Origin of the sequence: Microcoleus sp. CAWBG27, from assembly GCF_020883145.1 — a bacterium.
GTDB lineage: Bacteria > Cyanobacteriota > Cyanobacteriia > Cyanobacteriales > Microcoleaceae > Microcoleus.
In genome coordinates, this window is sequence record NZ_JAHREU010000008.1 from 108,965 (window position 1) to 128,096 (window position 19,132).

The 19,132-nt window shown below is 45.4% G+C and carries 18 protein-coding genes; 3 read left to right on the plus strand and 15 right to left on the minus strand.

From position 1 onward, the window contains the following. Nucleotides 1-14: 14 nt before the first annotated feature. The 9 genes from QZ938_RS07250 to QZ938_RS07290 all read right to left on the minus strand — a co-directional run bounded on the left by QZ938_RS07250 (nt 15) and on the right by QZ938_RS07290 (nt 11,058). On the minus strand, nt 15-830 hold the full coding sequence (locus QZ938_RS07250; protein ID WP_293348149.1) for a potassium channel family protein: 816 nt from the start codon (nt 828-830) through the stop codon (nt 15-17). 142 nt (nt 831-972) lie between these two features. Continuing rightward, on the minus strand, nt 973-2,652 hold the full coding sequence (locus QZ938_RS07255) for an HlyD family efflux transporter periplasmic adaptor subunit (protein ID WP_293348147.1): 1,680 nt from the start codon (nt 2,650-2,652) through the stop codon (nt 973-975). Between the two features lie 114 nt (nt 2,653-2,766). Further along, nucleotides 2,767-3,891 (minus strand): ABC transporter permease, encoded by a 1,125-nt coding sequence (locus tag QZ938_RS07260; RefSeq protein ID WP_293156315.1) that lies wholly within the window; start codon nt 3,889-3,891, stop codon nt 2,767-2,769. 173 nt (nt 3,892-4,064) lie between these two features. Then, entirely contained in the window at nt 4,065-5,177 is a 1,113-nt protein-coding gene (locus QZ938_RS07265; protein WP_293348144.1) for an ABC transporter permease, read from the minus strand. Continuing rightward, nucleotides 5,174-7,180 carry an ATP-binding cassette domain-containing protein gene (locus tag QZ938_RS07270; protein ID WP_293348141.1) on the minus strand — a complete coding sequence of 669 codons (2,007 nt, stop codon included), beginning with the start codon at nt 7,178-7,180 and terminating at the stop codon, nt 5,174-5,176. The genes QZ938_RS07265 and QZ938_RS07270 overlap by 4 nt, the downstream gene beginning before the upstream one ends. A gap of 452 nt (nt 7,181-7,632) precedes the next feature. Then, nucleotides 7,633-7,944, minus strand: coding sequence for a chaperone modulator CbpM (locus QZ938_RS07275; protein ID WP_293348138.1), 312 nt, complete (start codon nt 7,942-7,944; stop codon nt 7,633-7,635). Further along, nucleotides 7,941-8,900: a DnaJ C-terminal domain-containing protein gene (locus QZ938_RS07280; protein ID WP_293348135.1), complete on the minus strand. Its 960-nt coding sequence runs from the start codon at nt 8,898-8,900 to the stop codon at nt 7,941-7,943. Before QZ938_RS07280 ends, QZ938_RS07275 begins: the two co-directional genes overlap by 4 nt. 406 nt (nt 8,901-9,306) lie before the next feature. Next, nucleotides 9,307-9,564 (minus strand): hypothetical protein, encoded by a 258-nt coding sequence (locus QZ938_RS07285; RefSeq protein WP_293348132.1) that lies wholly within the window; start codon nt 9,562-9,564, stop codon nt 9,307-9,309. Nucleotides 9,565-9,582: 18 nt separating this feature from the next. Next, the gene (locus QZ938_RS07290; RefSeq protein WP_293348129.1) at nt 9,583-11,058 is read right to left on the minus strand and encodes an SbmA/BacA-like family transporter; all 1,476 of its coding nucleotides are present in this window, start codon (nt 11,056-11,058) and stop codon (nt 9,583-9,585) included. 99 nt (nt 11,059-11,157) lie between these two features. Here QZ938_RS07290 and QZ938_RS07295 point away from each other — a divergent pair, with 99 nt between their 5' ends. The 3 genes from QZ938_RS07295 (at nt 11,158) to QZ938_RS07305 (ending at nt 13,681) form a co-directional block, all read left to right on the plus strand. Beyond that, complete coding sequence (locus tag QZ938_RS07295) at nt 11,158-11,334, plus strand: hypothetical protein (protein WP_293348126.1); 177 nt, start codon at nt 11,158-11,160, stop codon at nt 11,332-11,334. A gap of 548 nt (nt 11,335-11,882) precedes the next feature. Next, nucleotides 11,883-13,028 carry an ATP/GTP-binding protein gene (locus QZ938_RS07300; protein ID WP_293348123.1) on the plus strand — a complete coding sequence of 382 codons (1,146 nt, stop codon included), beginning with the start codon at nt 11,883-11,885 and terminating at the stop codon, nt 13,026-13,028. Between the two features lie 2 nt (nt 13,029-13,030). After that, on the plus strand, nt 13,031-13,681 hold the full coding sequence (locus tag QZ938_RS07305) for a DUF3226 domain-containing protein (protein WP_293348120.1): 651 nt from the start codon (nt 13,031-13,033) through the stop codon (nt 13,679-13,681). Between the two features lie 163 nt (nt 13,682-13,844). Here the strand turns inward: QZ938_RS07305 and QZ938_RS07310 are convergent, their stop codons facing one another. From QZ938_RS07310 to QZ938_RS07335, 6 genes are all read right to left on the minus strand, one after another. Next, the gene (locus tag QZ938_RS07310; RefSeq protein ID WP_293348117.1) at nt 13,845-14,639 is read right to left on the minus strand and encodes an SDR family NAD(P)-dependent oxidoreductase; all 795 of its coding nucleotides are present in this window, start codon (nt 14,637-14,639) and stop codon (nt 13,845-13,847) included. Nucleotides 14,640-14,973: 334 nt separating this feature from the next. Further along, nucleotides 14,974-15,972, minus strand: a complete 999-nt coding sequence (locus QZ938_RS07315; protein ID WP_293348114.1) for an NADP-dependent oxidoreductase — start codon at nt 15,970-15,972, stop codon at nt 14,974-14,976. Between the two features lie 117 nt (nt 15,973-16,089). After that, on the minus strand, nt 16,090-17,136 hold the full coding sequence (locus QZ938_RS07320; protein ID WP_293348111.1) for an NAD(P)-dependent alcohol dehydrogenase: 1,047 nt from the start codon (nt 17,134-17,136) through the stop codon (nt 16,090-16,092). Between the two features lie 424 nt (nt 17,137-17,560). Next, nucleotides 17,561-18,544, minus strand: coding sequence for an aldo/keto reductase (locus QZ938_RS07325; protein WP_293363079.1), 984 nt, complete (start codon nt 18,542-18,544; stop codon nt 17,561-17,563). Next, entirely contained in the window at nt 18,541-18,705 is a 165-nt protein-coding gene (locus tag QZ938_RS07330) for a hypothetical protein (protein ID WP_293348105.1), read from the minus strand. Before QZ938_RS07330 ends, QZ938_RS07325 begins: the two co-directional genes overlap by 4 nt. A 12-nt stretch (nt 18,706-18,717) precedes the next feature. Next, nucleotides 18,718-19,131 carry a DUF5335 family protein gene (locus QZ938_RS07335; protein ID WP_293348102.1) on the minus strand — a complete coding sequence of 138 codons (414 nt, stop codon included), beginning with the start codon at nt 19,129-19,131 and terminating at the stop codon, nt 18,718-18,720. Nucleotide 19,132: the final 1 nt, after the last annotated feature.

A 19,132-nucleotide genomic window follows, 5' to 3' on the forward strand; every position in this document is an offset into this window, starting at 1 on the left:
TCATTCTCAGCAATTCAACGATCTAAATTTTGTCGTGTTAAGGCTTGAATCTCTGTTCGTAGTGCGCTAATTTCTGTTTGCAGAGCTTGAATTGATTTTGCACTTGCTATTTCTGCTTGCTCATTTTCCGCATCCTGACTCACAAAAAATGTTGCCAGTGTTGCCGTCAAATAGCCGCATACTGCGATCGCATACAACCCCAGCAAAAAGCATAGCACCCGCCCTTCCGCCGTTTTCGGGAAGTAATCAGAGCCGATCGTAGTCATCAGCATTGCCGTCCACCACAGCGCCGTAGCATAGTCAGTAATACCACCAGTACCATCAGGAAGTTTGCGCTCAAACGCATACATTCCAGCCGCTCCAATTAAAGTGACGATCGCAGTTAACGCCACCACATAGCCAAATCCTCGGCGCTGAAAACTGGCAGAGAGCAATCGCATTCCCCGACTGGTACGGATTGTCAAACGAACTAACTGGAATCCTCGCACCGCATGAATCGATCGCAAAGGCTGGATAACTCGCAAAATCCGAAAGATTCGCAACGCTGGAATCAATAGTGACAAGGCGATTAACCAGTTGTGCTTCAGGTAAGAAAGTTTGCGAGGAGCTAGCACAAATTTGATGCCAAAATCCAGGATAAAGGCGATCCAAATAGTAGTCCCGATCGCCTCTAGTAAAGAATTCAGTCCCCAAACTAGCTCGACGATAAACAGTCCCAACCAGGCAAAACTCAGCACCAGCATCGGCGTTTCTACCCAATCTTCCCACTGTTGCAGGACTTCGCAACGCTCTCGATCCAAGGCTGATTCTGGTTGTTTGCGATCGCTCATAATTTCTTACATCTGAGATATTACAGCAATGTCAATAAGCTCTTTATGGGCGGGCTAGAAGCCCACCCCACAAGAAAATTCACTTTTTGTGGAACAGGCATCTTGCCTGTTCTTGACAATCGTGCAAGATGTGACTTACATCTTACTTTTTCAACTGAATTTCGGCATCTACAGGCATACCCGGTTTGACAAAACCACCAGGTTTATCAAAGCTCAATTTCACACCAAATACTTGCTCCACGCGGTCTTTTTGGAAATAGATATTTTCTGGTGTAAATGATGCTTTGGAATCAATAGATATCACCTTTGCATTTAAGGGATGTTCGTGTTTTGGATCGCTATCGAGGTAGACTTTGGTAGGTTGTCCTACCCGAATTCGAGCGATTTGTTCTCCCGGAATAAACCCCCGCATATAAACTTGTTTCATATCTACTATTCGCAGCAATGGGCGACTTGGTAACACTACGGTTCCAGGTTCCACGCTGCGGGTGGTGACGATTCCTGCGATCGGGCTTTTTACAGTTAAATTATTCAAACGACTCTGGATCAGTTGTTGATTTGCTTGTGCTGTTTTGACATCTGCCTGTGCTCCCAAAAGCGCGACTTTTGCTTGATTTATCTGGGTTTGGAGGCGGCCGATATTCGTTGTTTGGCGATCGGGATTCAGGGCTGTGGTTTGTGCTTGGGTTAATTTTCCTTGAGCAATTGCGATCGCATTACGGGCCACTTCTACACCAGCCTGACGACTTTCCAGCATCGCCTGGGCAGTCTCAAATGCGGTTTGTGCTAAATCGGCGCGCTGTCGAGTTTCTGCACCCAGATTGGCTAGATTCACAAAGCGATCGCGATCGACTTTTGTCTGTTTTAGCAACGCTCTGGCTTCTGCTACCCGTGCCTGCTCCTGCTTGATGGCTGACTGTGCCGTGCTCACCATTGCTTCTGCTTCTGCGATTTTGCCGATCGTATCACCTTCAGACTGTTTGAGATTTAATTTTGTATCTGCTACCTGACTATTTAATACCGAAATCTGAAGAAGAGCCGTTGCTTCTCGTTGTTTAGCGGCATCAACATTTGACTTAGTTGCTAATAGTTCTGACTGCAATTCCTCGTCATCTAACCGTACCAACAATTGCCCTTTCTTTACGGTTGCACCTTCTCGAACTGTTACCTCTTTAACACGACCAGATCCTTTGGTACTGACATCAGTTTCATAGCCTTCGATGCGCCCACTAAAAGGGATGAGGTTATTGTTTTTAGGACGGAAGAAATTATACCAAATTCCTGCACCGATACCTGCGATCGCGATAGTTCCTACTAGCAACCACAACCAAAGGTGAGAAGATTTAGGCGCAGGTGGTGGCACAGAATCAGTCGGTGGTGGTTCTGCGGAAGATTTAGGTGCGGGTGGTTGAACAACATCAATCGGTGGTGATTCTATAGAAGATTTAGGCGTAGGTGGTTGAACAACATCAGTCGGTGGTGATTCTATAGAAGATTTAGGTGCAGGTGGTTGAACAACATCAGTCGATTGTGCTTCTGTAGAAGATTTAGGCGTAGGTGGTTGAACAACATCAGTCGATTGTGCTTCTGTAGAAGATTTAACCACAGGTGCTTGAACAGAATCAGTTGGTGGTGATTCTATAGAAGATTTAACCGCAGGTGGTTGAACAGCATCAATCGGTTGTGCTTCTCTGAAAAGCTTAGAAGAATCAGTTAAATTAGTCATGGTAATTGGTAATTGGTAATCGAAAATTGGTAATTGGTAATTGGTAATTGGGAATCGGCAATTGGGAATCGGCAATTGGGAATTGGGAATCGGCAATTGATAATTGGGAATCGGGCACAGAGAATTAGTAACTTGTATAGATTAGAAAAAGTTCCTTCTTCCTTCTTCCTTCTTCCTTCTTCCTTCTTCCTTCTTCCTTCTTCCTTCTTCCTAACTAAGTTGTTTCCGATAACGATTTGCACTTACAAGCAGAGTTGCTATGGCAAACAAAATCATCGCGATCGCGTGCAACCACCAAACCTCTAACCCAGTCCCCTTAAGCAGAATCCCCCGCAAAATGACCAGATAATGATAAAGAGGATTAATTTTCGCAATCCAACGAAACAGCAAAGGCATACTATTCACCGCCGTCACAGCACCGCCCAATAAAATAATCGGGATGTTTAAAAAGATGCCAATTAGAATCGTTTGTAATTTGTTTTCAGAAAATGTCGAAATAGCTAACCCAATAGCAACCCCAATTTGAATGTAGAGAATCGAGAAAATCAACAACAAAAATAAATTACCTCGCAATGGTAGTTGAAACACCAAAAATGCAGCAGCAAAACACATCAGCAAAGTTATGGTGAGTAAACCAGAAATAGGAACAATTTTAGAAATCAGAATTGCCGTAGAAGCCACGGGTGTCATCAGTAATTGCTCTAAAGTTCCCTGATCTTTTTCTCGCACTGCTTCCACGGCGGCGGCGAGAATTGCACTGAGAGTAACGATCGCACCAATGACTCCAGGTACAAAGAACCAACTATCCAAAGTACCGGGATTGTAGCGGAAAGTGATTTCCGACTGAACCGGAGCCTTCAATCCTGTTGATAGCGGTTGATATTGTTCTACTAAATTGAGGTTAAATTGAGTGGCAATTTGGGCAATATAACCCTTGGCAATGCCAGAACTATAGGCATTAATGCCATCAATTATGACCGCAACTTCTGACTTGCCAGTTTCCAACAAATCGCGACTAAAACTAGCGGGAATCATCAAGCCAGCATCGACTTGTCCGTGTTCGATCTGTCGAGTCAAATCCTGCTGGTTGTTGGTATGGCGACTGGCAATAAATACCTGATTTACCGTGAAAGCATCGACTAATTGCCGACTGATGGCCACCTGATTTTGGTCTAGAATGCCTAGCCGTAGATGGGTGACATTGGAGTTTAAGACATAGCCGAAAATTACCATAGAAACAATTGGTGCGATGGTTAGGAAAATTACCAGTTGCCGATTTCGCAATAGTTCGGTGGATTCTTTAATTAACAGAGCAAAGAGACGACTATTTAACATTGTTTATTCTCAAGTTATATAGGACTTACGCAGGGGCCCCAGAAACCGGGTTTTTTAGAGAATCTATGGGTGAAAACGAAGTATTTTAGTCAAAAACCCGGTTTCTTTGGTTGGGTGCATAATTCCTGTACTACAAAATCCCCAATTCCCCATTCCCAATTCCCCATTTCCAATTAATCTGACAATTGCATTCGACGCATTCCCCACCACGCAAGTGCAAATTCCGCCATACTCAAAATAAGCATAGCGAGAATCAATTCCCAAGTACCAAACCAACCGGAACCCCGCACAAAAACATCTCGACATAGTTCTATGTAGTACCGTACTGGCACTAGATAGGATGCAATTGAAAATGGAAATGGTACACTATTCAGAGGAAAAAGAAACCCTGCTAACAGAAAGCCAGTTAATACTTTAATTGTGCCGATCGCCTGCACTGCCGCACTTTGAGTTGTGGTAAAAATGCCGATAATCAAACCCAACTGCACCCCAGCTAACATAAACACAGGCGTACCAATTATCAATGGTGTTGGATCGCCAATAAACCGCACTCCAAATAAGCCGAAACCGACAACAAACAAGATAATTGCTTCTCCTAAACCCACAGCGATATAGGCTAAGGATTTGCCAATTAGCAGTTCAAAGGCGCTGAGACTAGAAGCATAAAGTTGCAGAATTGTACCCTGTTCTTTTTCGCGTACAAGGGCGATCGCAATTAATAACGGCGGGAAGATTGCCAGAATTACTCCATAACTGCCAGGTACAATAAACAGAGATTCCTGCCGTCCCGGATTGAACCACAAACGTACTTGAGCCACAACTCCCAATGTCTGAGATAATTGTCCTAATTGCTCTTGTACAACAGCTAAAGTTGTTCCTTTGACAGCTAGATCGCTAACACGGGCATTGATGGTATCGCTACCATCAATTACTACCTGCACTTTTCCGGTTCTTCCGGCTGCTGCATCTGCGGCAAAACCAGGAGGAATGGTAATTTGTACTTGAGCAGTATCGCGATCGATCGCATCCGGAAACCGCATTCCTTCCCACTTCGCCGGAACAAATAAATTAGTGGCATAAAGTCGTTCAATGTAGCTGCGACTGAGGGTAGTTCGATCTAAATCGCGCACTACTAGAGAGATATTTTTTGCTTCTAAACGAATGGCGTAGCCAATAATTAGTAAGGCAATTACTGGTAGGATAAATGCTAGCGCAACGCCTAAGCGATCGCGCTGAAACTGTTGCAATTCTTTGAAAACTTGATTGCGAATTCTTCGGATGGTCATGGTGGTGCGCCTCCTGCCCGTTGTACTTCTCCAATAAAGGCATCTTCTAGGGAAAATGCGATCGGTTCGGTTTCAATTAGTGGTAAATTAGCTTGTTTTAAAAGTGCTTCTACTTGGGATAATTCTTGTTTGGGATCGTCTAAGACGATGTGGAGCCGATCGCCAAAAATGGAGACGCGCCAAGGTTCTAGGTGTTCTCGCAGGCGATCGTAACTTTCTTGCAATTTCCCGACACGCAATTCAAATAATTGACCCGGTTGTGCTGATTTAATCTCACTTGCCGAACCTTCTGCCACTTTGCGCCCTGCTACCATAAAACACATCCGATTGCATTGTTCTGCCTCATTCATATAGTGGGTAGTAACGAGAATTGCAGTGCCATTACGAGCAAAGTCATTAATTAATTGCCAGAATTGTTTGCGCGCTAATACATCAACGCCGGAGGTAGGTTCATCGAGAAATAAAATCTCTGGTTCGTGCATGACTGATGCCCCAAAAGCAACTCGTTGTTTCCATCCACCAGGTAATTGCTTAGTTAGTAAATGTTCTTGTTTTTCTAAGCCACAAATTGAGAGTACCCAGCGAATCTTTTCCTGTCGCTGTTTAGGGGGAATGCCATAGACTCCACTGTAAAACTGTAGGTTTTCGAGAATTGTCAGGTCATTATAAAGGGTGAACTTTTGACTCATGTAGCCAATTTTTTGTCGCAGTTGAGCACTTCGCAGATTGCCTATTTCTCCAGCGATCGAGATTTTTCCCGAACTGATTGGTAATAGTCCGCACAGCATTTTGATCGTGGTAGTTTTGCCCGCGCCATTTGCACCTAATAGTCCATAAACTTCGCCATAATGAAGGTCTAAGTTGAGATTTACCACTGCATGAAAAGTACCAAAAATCCGGTTGAGATTGCTAGCACAGATGGCGATGGCAGGATTTTGGGTTATTTCTTGTTTCCTGTTTGGTTTTGAAGCTGCGGTTTGCGATCGCGGAAATGGCACAAATTCGGGAACTCCTCCTTTTTTCCGTAGTAGGGTTGTAAATACGTTTTCCAGGGTTGGTTTTTCCGACTGAATATCAATCTTGTCGTCGCTGGTTTTTGACTCGTGAGTTAATCGATCGCGCACCAGGATTTCGCCTTGTTTGGCATCTTTGACTAGGACTTCAATGCGATCGCCATAGGTTGCGACATCAGCAATCTGTGCTTGATTGACTAAGGGCAATAAAGCTTGTTCAGTTTTGACTAACTCCGGTGTCCGAATCACCAACCGTTGCAGCCCCAGAGCGGCTTTAAGTGCTGCTGGAGTACCAATTTGTTGAATCTGCCCATCGTAAATCAAAGCCACGCGATCGCACCTTTCTGCCTCATCTAAATCGGGAGTAGCGACAACAACGGTGATTTCCTGGGCCGTTAATCCCGCCAAAATATCCCAAAACTCGCGACGGGCAATGGTATCAACTCCCGTAGTTGGTTCATCTAACAATAAGACTTGGGGCTCAGCAATCAGCGCACAACAGAGGGCTAATTTCTGCTTCATACCACCAGAAAGACGGCCGGCAAGGCGATCGCAAAATTTATCCAATTGCATCAATTTCAGATACTTACTGCGTCGCATTTCTAGCTGATTTTCTGGCACTAACCGCAATCCTGCACTATAATTAATATTTTCCTCAACACTGAGGTCTGGATAAAGAGAGAATTGTTGGGTAAGATACCCCGTATAGTTGCGGGCATCTCTGGCAGGTAATTTGAGGATTTGCGCTTCCCCAGCCGTGGCTTCCATCACCCCACCGAGAATATTAAAAACAGTAGTTTTGCCAGCACCATCGGGGCCGATTAGCCCAAATAATTCTCCCCGATTTACATCTAGGTCAATGCCCTTAAGTGCGATGGTTTTACCATAATATTTGTATAGTTTTTTAATTGCGATCGTGCTATTGTTTGGGGCAGAAGTAGATGGGATATTGCGATCGCGATCGACTGGATTTTGCAAGGATTGAGTCATGATTTTATCCAAAATGTAAACCAATCGCCGTTTAAACATCAAAACTTAAAAGTGCAATTACAAATAAATACGGTTCAGTTAACACTCTTAATCCTCCGGAGATCCCCCTAAATCCCCCTTAAGAAGGGGGACTTTGAGAAGAATATTGTCCCCTATTTGTAGGGGCGGTACCCCCGTGTCCGCCCTCGGCTTTGAGAAGAATATTGTCCCCTATTTGTAGGGGCGGTACCCCCGTGCGTGCCCTCGGCTTTGAGAAGAATATTGTCCCCTCTTTGTAGGGGCGGTGCCCCCGTGCGTGCCCTCGGCTTTGAGAAGAATATTGTCCCCTCTTTGTAGGATGGTACTCCCGTGCCCGCCCTCGGCTTTGAGAAGAATCTTGTCCCCCCCTTTTTAAGGGGGGTTAGGGGGGATCGGAATTCTATACAACGAACTATAAAATTGGTATAATACTGTTAATTAACTGTCGATCGATGAGACTGATGCGCCTTAAGTTGTGCCCGCAATCGAGCAATTTCAGATGCCATATCGAGCACCATTGCAGCGCCAGCTAAGTTCAATCCCAAGTCTTGACGCAACCGCTGAATCTGAGCAATTCGAGCAATTTCGCGGCGATGTAGCATTGAGCCGATCGCCTCGATTACACCTAACTCGACATAAACTTGTACAATTGCGATCGAAGTTTCCGTCACAAATGCAGCATATTCAAAGGTGTAAAGTTGCTCACCTTCGAGTGAAACCACGATTGTTGAAAGGCTGAAACTCATAATTTAATCTCCTCTAACTGGGCGCGGGGGTTAAAATTAGTATTGGCTTGGATTTTTTCATAGCATTCTTGCTCGATCGCACTTAAGTCTTTTGGCGTGACAATCAAGAGTTTGGCGAGTAAGTCACCACGTCCCCCTTTTTGCAATGTCCAGCCTTTGCCGCGCAGTCTGAGGGATTGTCCCGATCGCACTCCTTTAGGCACCTTCATCGTCACGCTACCATCGGGTGTGGGAACGCTGATTTCGGCCCCTAAAACCGCTTCATCGGGGCGAATTGGTACGTCACAAACGAGGTCATTCCCCTCAAATCGGAAGAAGGGATGGGGTAATATTTCGATGGTGAGATACAAGTCGCCACGCTGTTGAGAAAAGGGACTCGCGCGGCCTTTACCTTTGAGGCGAATGCGACTACCTGGTTTTGCGCCTGGGGGAATGCGAACTTCGATGGTTTCATCGTCGAATTGCAGGCGTTTTTGGACACCGTGAAACGCTTCGGAAAATGTCAGGGCGATCGCAGCTTCGCTATCCGGTGCGGGGGCTTGCGATCGAAATCCGCTACCATAATCATCGAAGCCGCTGGTGGCGTTGGTTCTACTTTGCGATCGGTTTTGCGATCGACCTAATAAATCGTTAATGAATGAGTTAAAATCGCCGTATTGATCGAAGTCAACCGTCCCGGTATTAGTTCCTCTAGATGGTGGCGCTTCACTGTAACCAGGATGGTTCCAATGTTCGCCAAAGCGATCGTATTTCGGCCGTTTCTCGGAATCGGAAAGCACCTCATTTGCTTCATTGAGATCTTTGAATTTTGCCTCTGCTTCTTTATCTCCAGGATTTAGATCGGGATGATATTTGCGAGCAAGTTTGCGGTAAGCTCGTTTGATTTCTTCGGGAGTTGCTGTTTTGCTGACTCCTAGGATGGTGTAATAGTCTTTAAAATCCGTTGCTGTTGGCATTTTTGACCTTTTAAATTTGGTATATCTTTAGTTGGGAAGTTACATGATTGGCTAGAAAAAGTCATGTTATTTTGTGATATCTATTTTGGTTGGATCGGATTTTTTAACCGCAGAGAGCGCAGAGGGCGCAGAGGAAGAGAGGAGAGAGATGAATGTTTTTGATGCGGAGGAATTTGATATAAGTTTTTTCTGATTTTATCCTGTTAAATTTATTTTTTATATACTCACTCTAACTACACTCGTAATCACCAGTAAATGAATCAATCAATAGACAGATATTTAAGTTCTATTTTTTAAGTTAAATCTCTATCAATAGGAATAGAGTAAGCAATCAAGAATGAGGACACGGCACTGCCGTGTCCCTACCCGATTAATTATAGGGACACGGCATTGCGGTGTCCTCCGTTTAGATTTTGATATCTTCAACAACCAAATTATCAGCAATGAAAACAGGTAGAAGTTCAGATGATTTTAGTGACCAAGTGCGATCGGCGGTCAAATCCAAGATATTCTGATGATAATTACTCAAACTTTCTCGATGTCCAATGCTCAAAAATGTCATGCCAGATTCTTGTAACTGTTGGTACAAATGTTTTTCATTACTAGAATCGAGGGCGCTAGTAGCCTCATCTAAAATTGCATAGCTAGGTTTATTTAGCAGCAAACGCGCGAAAATTAGGCGCTATTGTTCTCCCAAAGATAGAAGTTCTGCCCAATTTTGTTCAGTATTAAATCCTCCGTAACTCTCCTCTAAGTTCGGTAGATTTACCTGGATCAAAATTTGCCTCAACTCCGAATCTTCCACTGATATATCCATATTTGGATACAGCATTTGATCGCGTAACGTTCCTAAAATCATGTAAGGCCGCTGGGACAGAAATAACATTTCATTCAGGGTAGGCCGCAAAATTGTACCAGTCCCTGAATCCCACAATCCAACGATCGCCCTTAGCAAAGAACTTTTCCCGCAACCGCTAGGCCCTCTCACCAGCAAACCCTCGCCAGCAGACAGTTTCACCGATAGATCCTCCACCAAAGTCCGTTGGCGGTTAGGTGTTTGGAGGGTCATATTTTCGATCGCCAGTCGATCGCCAATTTCAGTTTTGATACTCGTTTTCGGGGCGTCCTCAGACTCCTGGGAAGTTAAATCATGAGTTTCCAAAGACTCCAAAAAGGTGTACAAACGCTCGACACCCGCGCCAAAAGTAGCAAGGGATTGAAAGCGTGCCACAATTAGATTAAGCGAGAAAAAGACTCGGATAAAAGCCCCTTGCGCCTCGGTAACTTTCCCAACTTCTAAATCACCCGCAAAAATGCCAGGGGCGACTACAATTGCAGGCAAAATGAACGGGATAAATTCATAGGCGTTAGTCAGGATATTGAGATTCAACTCCCAAAAAATCAAGCGCTTGAAATTATCAAAAGCTTCGACAAATCTGCCTTTTACGCGATCGGACTCGCAGTCTTCTCCCTGATAAAAGGCGATCGCCTCCGCATTTTCCCGCACCCGCACTAAACTAAACCGGAAATCAGCCTCTTTTTTAAGCTGTCCAAAATTGAGTCGCATTAAGGGCTTCCCGAATACTCCAATTGTCGCCAAAGTGCCGACCAGGGCGTAGAGTACCAAAAACAAGATTAACGGCTGAGAAATGCCCCAGAGTACCCCACTAAATGCCACTACGGCCAACAAAGAATCAACTACCGCCAGCAGTAATTTTAACGATTCTTGGGTAAAACTTTTGACATCTTCAGCAATCCGCTGATCGGGATTATCGATGTCCGCATCCCCATGATTGAGATTATAAAATGCGCGATTCTGGAAATAACGATCGATAAAACGGTTAGTCAACCATCGCCGCCACTCCAACCCCAGGCGATCGCGCAAATAATCATAGCCTGCATAAAGTGGTGCATAAATAACTAATGTTCCAGCAAAAATCAGAATCGTTTGCCAAAATCTAGCTTCATCGTGAGCCGATAACGCCGAGATTAGCTCGCCTCGCTTGTTGTTGAGTAATACGCTTAGCCCCGTGTAGCCAAAGGATAATAGGATGACTAATAGCAATAAGCCGCGCGCCCGCCATTTTTCATCGCTTGACCAGTATGATTTGGCGATCGCCCAGAACTGTTTGAGTATAGTTAGATTAAATCGTTGCATTACTTTTATTCATACAAAATTGCTTACCTATTTAATATAATAGGAAAACAGGATTGAAAGCGCAAAAATTCCAAATCTTGGCTTTGAAAAATAGCAGGTGTGTCAAACTGTGTCCAGGAAAGATGGCAGCGCGATCGGCAAGGAGTAGTAGCGGAACATCGCCCCTGGTTCCATAAATTGCTCCATCACCAGAAATCTTTACTGATTACTTTCAAGTATTGCCTTCGTCTGCAAAAGTCCTTGAATATTCGTGCCGCCATCGCTGCTAGCTATTAAATAGATGCGATCGCTATTGGAGTTAAAGGATACCCTCGCATCTTTGACATTAAAACCTTGCTGTGGTATGATATACACGAATAGAGCAAGATAGTGATTAGAATGCTGATCAATAATCAAACTAGGATAAATTTACTGGGTTTGAGCGATCGCCTAAAAATCACGACTCACAGGAATAGCGATCGCAATACATTACTCCCCTGAGATAGCAGACCTTGTAGGGTTTGTTAATGCAATGTAACGCACCCAAACGTTACTTCAAACTAATTGTTTGTGCGTTACTCTCCGCTAGGACACTCTACAAGGTTGCATTTTGCCAAATAAGACTCTATTCAGGGATGTTACCCTGCAAAAATCTTGTTATTACACTTATTGGTTGCTTTATGTTACAATTTATGAAATATTTACCTTGTATAAGTATTTATCCTGTAATCTGCAAGATAATACATAGTTATACACCTAAGCTAGACGACTCTGGAAACAGCTAAGTGTATTACAATGAATCACTCTGATAATCTTAATTAATTTTTACCCATGAGCTTAATTCTATGCTGAGGACGATAAGAATCCAAAATTTTCGCGGATTCCGGTCTTTCGAGCTTAACAACCTCGGTAGATTGAACTTATTGGTTGGAACTAATAATAGTGGAAAAACCTCTGTTTTAGAGGCAATTCAACTTTTATGTTCACGTAATAATCTTGAACCTCTTAGAGAGGTCATGAACAGTCGAGGTGAATCTTTTTGGGCTGAACACAAGAGAGAACGAGAGCTAGATATCCGCCATCTTTTCTATGGTCATGATATTGAACCAGATAGCGAGTTTTCAGTATTAGGGGTTCGTGAAAACAGCGAGGAGAAACTTGTAGTAACGGTAGGTTTTCGCGGAAAGCGACCCCGCTATGATTCACTTTCTAACGGTTCTGAACAACTAAGAATTCTTGAAAATGAGGGCTTTGATGATAGTTCAGAAAACTTTAAAGAGCTTGAATTTGCCATTGGATGGATACATGGAGGTGAAAATGAAAGTTGGGAGCGCCCTTTATCGAGCAACGGTGGGTTGTCTGAGGATTATATTCGTCGGATGACGACGATGAGGACAGGTGTACCTAAAAAGATTGAAATGAAAACTCAATTTGTTACTTCCTCTGCACTTACATCTAAGGAGATGATTGAGCTATTTGACCAAATTGTTTTAACACCTGAAGAGAACCTTGTACAAGAAGCCCTTCAAACAATTGAACCTAAGATTGAACGTATTGCCTCAGTTAGTTCTGACCGATATCGCCAGGTAGCGCGTGAAGGATTTGTAGTGCGTTTATCTGGTGGCGATCAACGAGTTCCTATTGGCAGTATGGGAGATGGTATATGGCGTATTTTAGGACTTGCATTAGCGACTGTAGGTGCAGCGAACGGAGTTCTGCTTGTGGACGAAATTGATACAGGCTTACATTTCAGCACAATGTCTGATATGTGGAAATTGATATGGGAAACTGCCAAAAGGCTAAACGTACAAGTTTTTGCAACTACACATAACAGTGACTGTTGGACTAGTTTAGCTAGTATTGCTAGTCGGGAAGATACAGCAGAGGACGGAATTACTATTCAAAGAATAGAGCGAGATAAAGATGTGGGTGTAGTCTTTAGTGAACGTGAGATTGTCGTTGCAGCTAATAGAGGTATTGAGGTACGTTAGCAATGACAAGCAAATATAAGCCTAAAAAGCTCATTGTTGAGGGAGATCAAGATAAAAGGGTTATACCTGAATTAATAGAAGCTAACGGGATCACATGGGGAGAAACAAAAGAAACTGCAATTGTCGATATAGAATCTTACGGTAGCGATCAATTTATTGATGAAACTATTATTTCTACTGAGTTAAAAGCATCCGGTCGAACAGCATTAGGCTTAATCATAGATGCAGATAATGATTTAAGTTCACGTTGGGCTAGCATTAAAAATGCTTGTTCCAGGAGTATTACTGATCTTCCTGAAGAAATACCAGAATCAGGACTAATTTGCCTAACTGCTTCTGGTGTTAAATTTGGAGTTTGGATAATGCCAGATAATAAAGCTCAAGGTATGTTAGAAACATTCTTGATGTATTTAATTCCAGATGAGAATGAATCTATTTGGCAGTATGCTCAGGAAACTGCTAAAGAAGCTAAAAATAAGGGAGCAGCTTTCATAGATGCTCATCATGATAAAGCATATATTTATACTTGGTTGGCTTGGCAAGATCCACCAGGACGCCAATTGCATAATGCAGTTATGGAAAGAATCCTTGATCCAACTCATACCAAAGCACAAACTTTTGTGAGTTGGTTTAGGCAATTATACGATTTATGATATTTGCTAGCGATCGCCCAAAACTCACGACTCACAGGAATAGCGATCGCTTTAGGGTGAGTTAATGAAATGTAACACTCCTTATTTTTGTTTGAACGAAAGCATTCTGTTCAAAAATGTAGGGAGTGAGAGATTTTCCAAGCACATCAAGGTAAAAACTTCGCTACACAATCGATCGCACTAATCCACCCTCGACTCGCAGGGCAGCACCATTAATCGCAGAAGCTAAGGGACTGGCAACAAACGCAACTAACGCAGCAACTTCAGAAGTGGAAGCAAATCGCTGAATTAGGGAAGATGCACGAGTCTTAGTAAAAAACTCTTTCTCGACTTGTTCGATCGAAATATTTTGATCCTTAGATAATCCCTGGATAAAGTCTTCCACCCCTTCAGAACGAGTTGGGCCCGGCAATACCGTATTGACAGTGACCTGACTGCCTGCGGTTGTTTCTGCCAAACCACGACTCAAGGCCAATTGTGCAGTTTTGGTTACGCCATAGTGAATCATTTCGGCGGGAATATTCAAGCCAGATTCACTAGAAATAAAAATAATGCGCCCCCAATCTTGCTTTAGCATCAGCGGCAAGTAATGGCGCGAGAGTCGCACACCGCTCATCACATTCACTTCCAGAATATTCATCCACTCTTCATCGGAGATATCTGCAAATGCTTTGGAACCATAAATTCCCAAGTTGTTCACCAAAATGTTGACTTCTGGTACTTTTTGAAGTAACAATTCAACTCCGGCTGGCGTTCCCAAATCGGCAGCAATGCCCTGAAGTTTGGCATTCGGAACACTTTGCTGAATCTGGTCGATCGCATTATTTACGCGCTCTTGCGTTCTGCCATTGACAATAACCGTCGCCCCTTCTTCAGCAAGTACACTAACAATTGCCAGTCCAATTCCACCCGTTGAACCACTGACCAATGCCACCTTTCCTGATAGTTTGAGATCCATATTTTTTTAAACCAAATATAGCAGTTGACAGTTGATAGTAGGGTGCGTCGCCACCAACTATCCCAAACAAAAATTGACAATTTCAAAGCGACGCACCTTACAGTGGACAGTTGTAGGGTGCGTCGCCACCAACCATCTCAAACAAAAATTGACAATTTCAAAGCGACGCACCTTACAGTTGATAGTTGATAGTTATGGTATCCGAATTAAACAGTCGATCGAGCCCTCTTTTGAGACTCGATTCATTAGGTTAGTGATGCCCTATAGCCGAAGTAGCGATTGCTATAACGTCAAATAATTACCTACGACTATGGCCCAATCAATTGGTCACCACCTAATCCAACTTCACCACCATTTTTCCAAGATTTTTGCCTTCAAACAGGCCGATAAATGCGCCAGCCGCTTGGTCAATTCCTACTACCACAGTTTCTTGATTCTTCAATTTTCCAGCTTGGAAATAACCGCCGACTTCCTGTTCAAATTCGCCCTGACGATCGAGCGAATCACCAACAATCAGCCCTTTCATCGTTAACCGTTTGCCAATCATATTAAACAGGTTGTTCGGGCCCGGCTGCGGGTTGTTGTAACCGGAGATGCTGCCACAAGCGATAATCCGGCCGTGCACGCGCAGGGCCGAGAGCGCCGCTTGCAGGGTTTCGCCTCCAACATTGTCGAAATAGACATCAATTCCGTCTGGTGCGGCCTGGTTCAATTGTTCGAGGACTGGGCCAGAATTGTAATTGAAAGCGCGATCGAATCCGCATTCTTCTAGCAGAAACTTGACTTTTTCCGCTGAACCTGCTGAGCCGATGACCTGACATCCGCGCAGTTTTGCCAATTGTCCCGCCACACTTCCCACCGCGCCGGCGGCACCGGAAATAAAGATGGTGTCGCCCGCTTTAACATCTACCAAATTCAATCCAGCCCAAGCCGTCATCCCCGTCATCCCGATCGCACCGAGGTAAACCGATAGCGGTTGAACTTCGCGGTTGACAGGATGCAACTCTTTGGGCGCAGCGGTGAAGTATTCCCGCCAGCCAAAGTTGGAAGTGACAACATCACCTGGCTTGAATTCTGGGGCGCTGGATTCGATGACTTCGCCGACTGCGCCGCCTTGTAGAGCTTGACCTAACTCGAAGGACGGCACATAGGATTTGCTCTCATTCATGCGTCCGCGCATATACGGATCGACCGAAATGTAGCGATTGCGAACGAGTACCTGTCCGTCTTGAATTGGCTTGATTTCGGTTTGGGCGATCGCAAAATTATCTGCGGTGGGGACTCCGTTAGGGCGGGAGACTAGGTGAATTTCGCGGCTGATTGTATTTGTCATAATTTTTGTCCTTGATGTTAATAAACGAGAGTTGTTCATCTCAGTGGCTTTAGTTACTGAGATGAACCAACGACACTGCGATTAAAATCGCTACTTTATCAGAGCGGAAACAACTTATTAAGCCTGTTTTAACGATGCCATATCAATAACGAAGCGATATTTCACGTCGCTTTTCACCAGGCGATCGTAGGCTTCATTGATTTTCTGAATTGGGATGAGTTCAATATCCGAAGTGATGTTATGCTTGCCGCAGAAATCCAGCATTTCCTGAGTTTCTTTGATGCCACCAATCAGCGAGCCGCTGAGACTGCGCCGACCAAAAATTAAGCTACCGACATTCAGAGAAAGCGGTTCGGCCGGTACCCCGACTTGGGTGAGGTTGCCATCGCGCTTTAATAGAATGAGGTAAGCATTGATGTCGTGTTGCGCGGATACAGTGTCGAGAATGAAATGGAAACTATTTAGGTGTTTTTTCATCTCATCGGCATTCTTGGAATTGACGACTTCATCTGCTCCCAGCCGCAGGGCATCTTCAACTTTGTTCGGCGAGGTGGTGAATACAACGACATGGGCGCCCAAAGCCTTCGCCAATTTCACCCCCATGTGTCCCAGTCCACCGAGTCCCACAACACCAACTTTCTGACCTTTGGTAACATTGTTGTGCCGCAATGGCGAATAAGTGGTGATTCCAGCGCAAAGCAGCGGGGCGACGGCAGCGAGATTCAAATTCTTGGGAACTTGCAGCACAAACGCTTCATCTACGACGATGCTGTCAGAGTATCCCCCGAAAGTCATCCCACCAACGTGTTTGTCGGGGGAGTTGTATGTGAAAGTCACGTTGTCGCAGAACTGTTCCAAGTCTTCCTCGCAGTTGACACAAGTGCGACAGGAATCGACCATGCAGCCGACTCCTGCGGTGTCGCCTTCCTTAAATTTTTTGACTTGCGCGCCAACTTTTACAACTCGTCCGACGATTTCATGGCCGGGCACGCAAGGGTATGTGGTGTTTTGCCATTCGTTGCGGGCGGTGTGCAAGTCGGAGTGACACACGCCGCAATATAGAATTTCGATCTGCACGTCGTGCTCGCCGACATCGCGGCGTTGAAAGTTGAAGGGTGCGAGTGGACTCGTGGCGTTTTGTACTGCGTAGGCGTTTGTTTTCATGGATTGTGCTCCTGATTGTTTACTTATGTCGGGATGACGATCGCCCACGGCAATTCGTACCGAGAGGGCGGGCACGGGGGCACCGCCCCTACAAAGGCACGGCTGTAGGGGTCGTGCCCCCGTGCCGACCCTCCCCAAATCCTAACGATTGACGGTGCTCATATCGGGGTAACGATCGCCCACCGCAATTCGTACCGAGAGGGCGGGCACGGGGGCACCGCCCCTACAAAGGCACGGCTGTAGGGGTCGTGCCCCCGTGCCGACCCTCCCCATCTTGGCTAGTTCGCCAATTCCTAACGATTGACGGTGCTCATATCGGGGTAACGATCGCCCACCGCAATTCTAAGAGGGCGGGCACGGGGGCACCGCCCCTACAAAGGCACGGCTGTAGGGGTCGTGCCCCCGTGCCGACCCTCCCCAAATCCTAACGATTGACGGTGCTCATATCGGGGTAACGATCGCCCACCGCAATTCCCAACGGCAGCGCTTTGGCGATTTGGTCGAGTTCGGCTTGAGTCAGCGTTATATCTGCGGCGGCAATGTTTTCTTCGAGATAGGTGCGGCGTTTTGTGCCTGGAATCGGCACGATATCTTCGCCCTGAGCTAATACCCAGGCGAGCGCCAACTGTCCGGCTTTGATGCCCTTAGCCGCAGCCATTTGCTCGATTTGCTCGACGAGTTCCAGATTTTGCTGGATATTCTCGGCTTGAAAGCGAGGATATCTTTGCGATCGATAGTCTCCTTCCGATAGCGTGTCGAGGCTCTTGATTTTGCCCGTCAGGAACCCGCGCCCGAGGGGGCTGTAAGGCACAAAGCCAATCCCTAACTCCCGACAAGTAGGCAAAATCTCGGTTTCTGGCTCGCGGCTCCACAGCGAATATTCCGTCTGAAGTGCGGAAATCGGATGCACTGCTTGAGCGCGGCGGATGGTGTTGGTGGCGGCTTCGGAAAGGCCTAGGTAGCGGACTTTTCCGGCTTGAACGAGTTCTGCCATTGCGCCGACGGTTTCTTCGATCGGAGTATTGGGATCGACTCGGTGCTGGTAGTAAAGGTCGATCGTCTCTACACCCAGACGCTTGAGACTGGCATCGCAACACGATCGCACGTATTCGGGCTTGCCATTCACGCCCCCAAAACTGCCGTCGCTACCGCGCACGTTGCCGAACTTGGTGGCGATAATGACTCGATCGCGACAGTCTTTAATCGCTTTACCGACTAATTCCTCATTTTGGCCGACACCGTACATATCAGCCGTGTCGAGGAAAGTCACGCCTAACTCTAAGGCGCGGTGAATTGTGGCGATCGATTCTGACTCATCGGTTGTCCCGTAGAATTCGGACATCCCCATGCAGCCGAGTCCTAATTCCGAGACGATTAATCCTTGATTCCCCAGTTTTCGCTGTTTCATGTTCTGTCACTCTCAAGTTCTTGACGTGTCGGACGGATGATGATTTGATTCACATCAACATCACCCGGCTGCTCGATCGCAAAGGCGATCGCGCCAGCAATGGCATCTGCACCAATAGCGATTTCATAAAGTGCATTGATGTTCGCTGCTAAATCCAGCATTATTCAACCAGCTCAACTAGCTTGTAGCTGGATCAATGTTTGTCTCCCAGCAGCGTCACTAATCCGCAGCGCCACCATCACACCGTTTGAGTTTTGTCCGGTTAAAACTTCTGTCGGCGAATCGACCGTGTGAGCGTAACTCACCTCATCTTTACCTACTTCAATTACCAAATCATCTCCCTTACCAGGGCGATCGTAAATAATGGCATGAAGAGGTGCGTTCTTAATCAATTCTGCATCACCGGCTTCTGAATCGATGATTTCGATCGAAATATGCCGTCCGCGATTGCCATCGGTAAATTGATCGAAAAATTCACCCCATCGCTCGCGGGGAACTGATTTGTTTATGTCAATCTTGTTGGTCGTTTCCATTTTATTCACCATGATGATTGTTTGTGAAAGAGTAGTAAAAAGAAACCAAGCCATG

What these genes read in the sequence shown, in the direction of transcription:
- QZ938_RS07250 (WP_293348149.1), bottom strand. Translation starts at nt 830, where the DNA reads ATGAGCGATCGCAAACAACCAGAATCAGCCTTGGATCGAGAGCGTTGC.
- QZ938_RS07260 (WP_293156315.1), bottom strand. Translation starts at nt 3,891, where the DNA reads ATGTTAAATAGTCGTCTCTTTGCTCTGTTAATTAAAGAATCCACCGAA.
- QZ938_RS07265 (WP_293348144.1), bottom strand. Translation starts at nt 5,177, where the DNA reads ATGACCATCCGAAGAATTCGCAATCAAGTTTTCAAAGAATTGCAACAG.
- QZ938_RS07270 (WP_293348141.1), bottom strand. Translation starts at nt 7,180, where the DNA reads ATGACTCAATCCTTGCAAAATCCAGTCGATCGCGATCGCAATATCCCA.
- QZ938_RS07275 (WP_293348138.1), bottom strand. Translation starts at nt 7,944, where the DNA reads ATGAGTTTCAGCCTTTCAACAATCGTGGTTTCACTCGAAGGTGAGCAA.
- QZ938_RS07280 (WP_293348135.1), bottom strand. Translation starts at nt 8,900, where the DNA reads ATGCCAACAGCAACGGATTTTAAAGACTATTACACCATCCTAGGAGTC.
- QZ938_RS07290 (WP_293348129.1), bottom strand. Translation starts at nt 11,058, where the DNA reads ATGCAACGATTTAATCTAACTATACTCAAACAGTTCTGGGCGATCGCC.
- QZ938_RS07300 (WP_293348123.1), top strand. Translation starts at nt 11,883, where the DNA reads ATGCTGAGGACGATAAGAATCCAAAATTTTCGCGGATTCCGGTCTTTC.
- QZ938_RS07305 (WP_293348120.1), top strand. Translation starts at nt 13,031, where the DNA reads ATGACAAGCAAATATAAGCCTAAAAAGCTCATTGTTGAGGGAGATCAA.
- QZ938_RS07310 (WP_293348117.1), bottom strand. Translation starts at nt 14,639, where the DNA reads ATGGATCTCAAACTATCAGGAAAGGTGGCATTGGTCAGTGGTTCAACG.
- QZ938_RS07315 (WP_293348114.1), bottom strand. Translation starts at nt 15,972, where the DNA reads ATGACAAATACAATCAGCCGCGAAATTCACCTAGTCTCCCGCCCTAAC.
- QZ938_RS07320 (WP_293348111.1), bottom strand. Translation starts at nt 17,136, where the DNA reads ATGAAAACAAACGCCTACGCAGTACAAAACGCCACGAGTCCACTCGCA.
- QZ938_RS07325 (WP_293363079.1), bottom strand. Translation starts at nt 18,544, where the DNA reads ATGAAACAGCGAAAACTGGGGAATCAAGGATTAATCGTCTCGGAATTA.
- QZ938_RS07330 (WP_293348105.1), bottom strand. Translation starts at nt 18,705, where the DNA reads ATGCTGGATTTAGCAGCGAACATCAATGCACTTTATGAAATCGCTATT.
- QZ938_RS07335 (WP_293348102.1), bottom strand. Translation starts at nt 19,131, where the DNA reads ATGGCTTGGTTTCTTTTTACTACTCTTTCACAAACAATCATCATGGTG.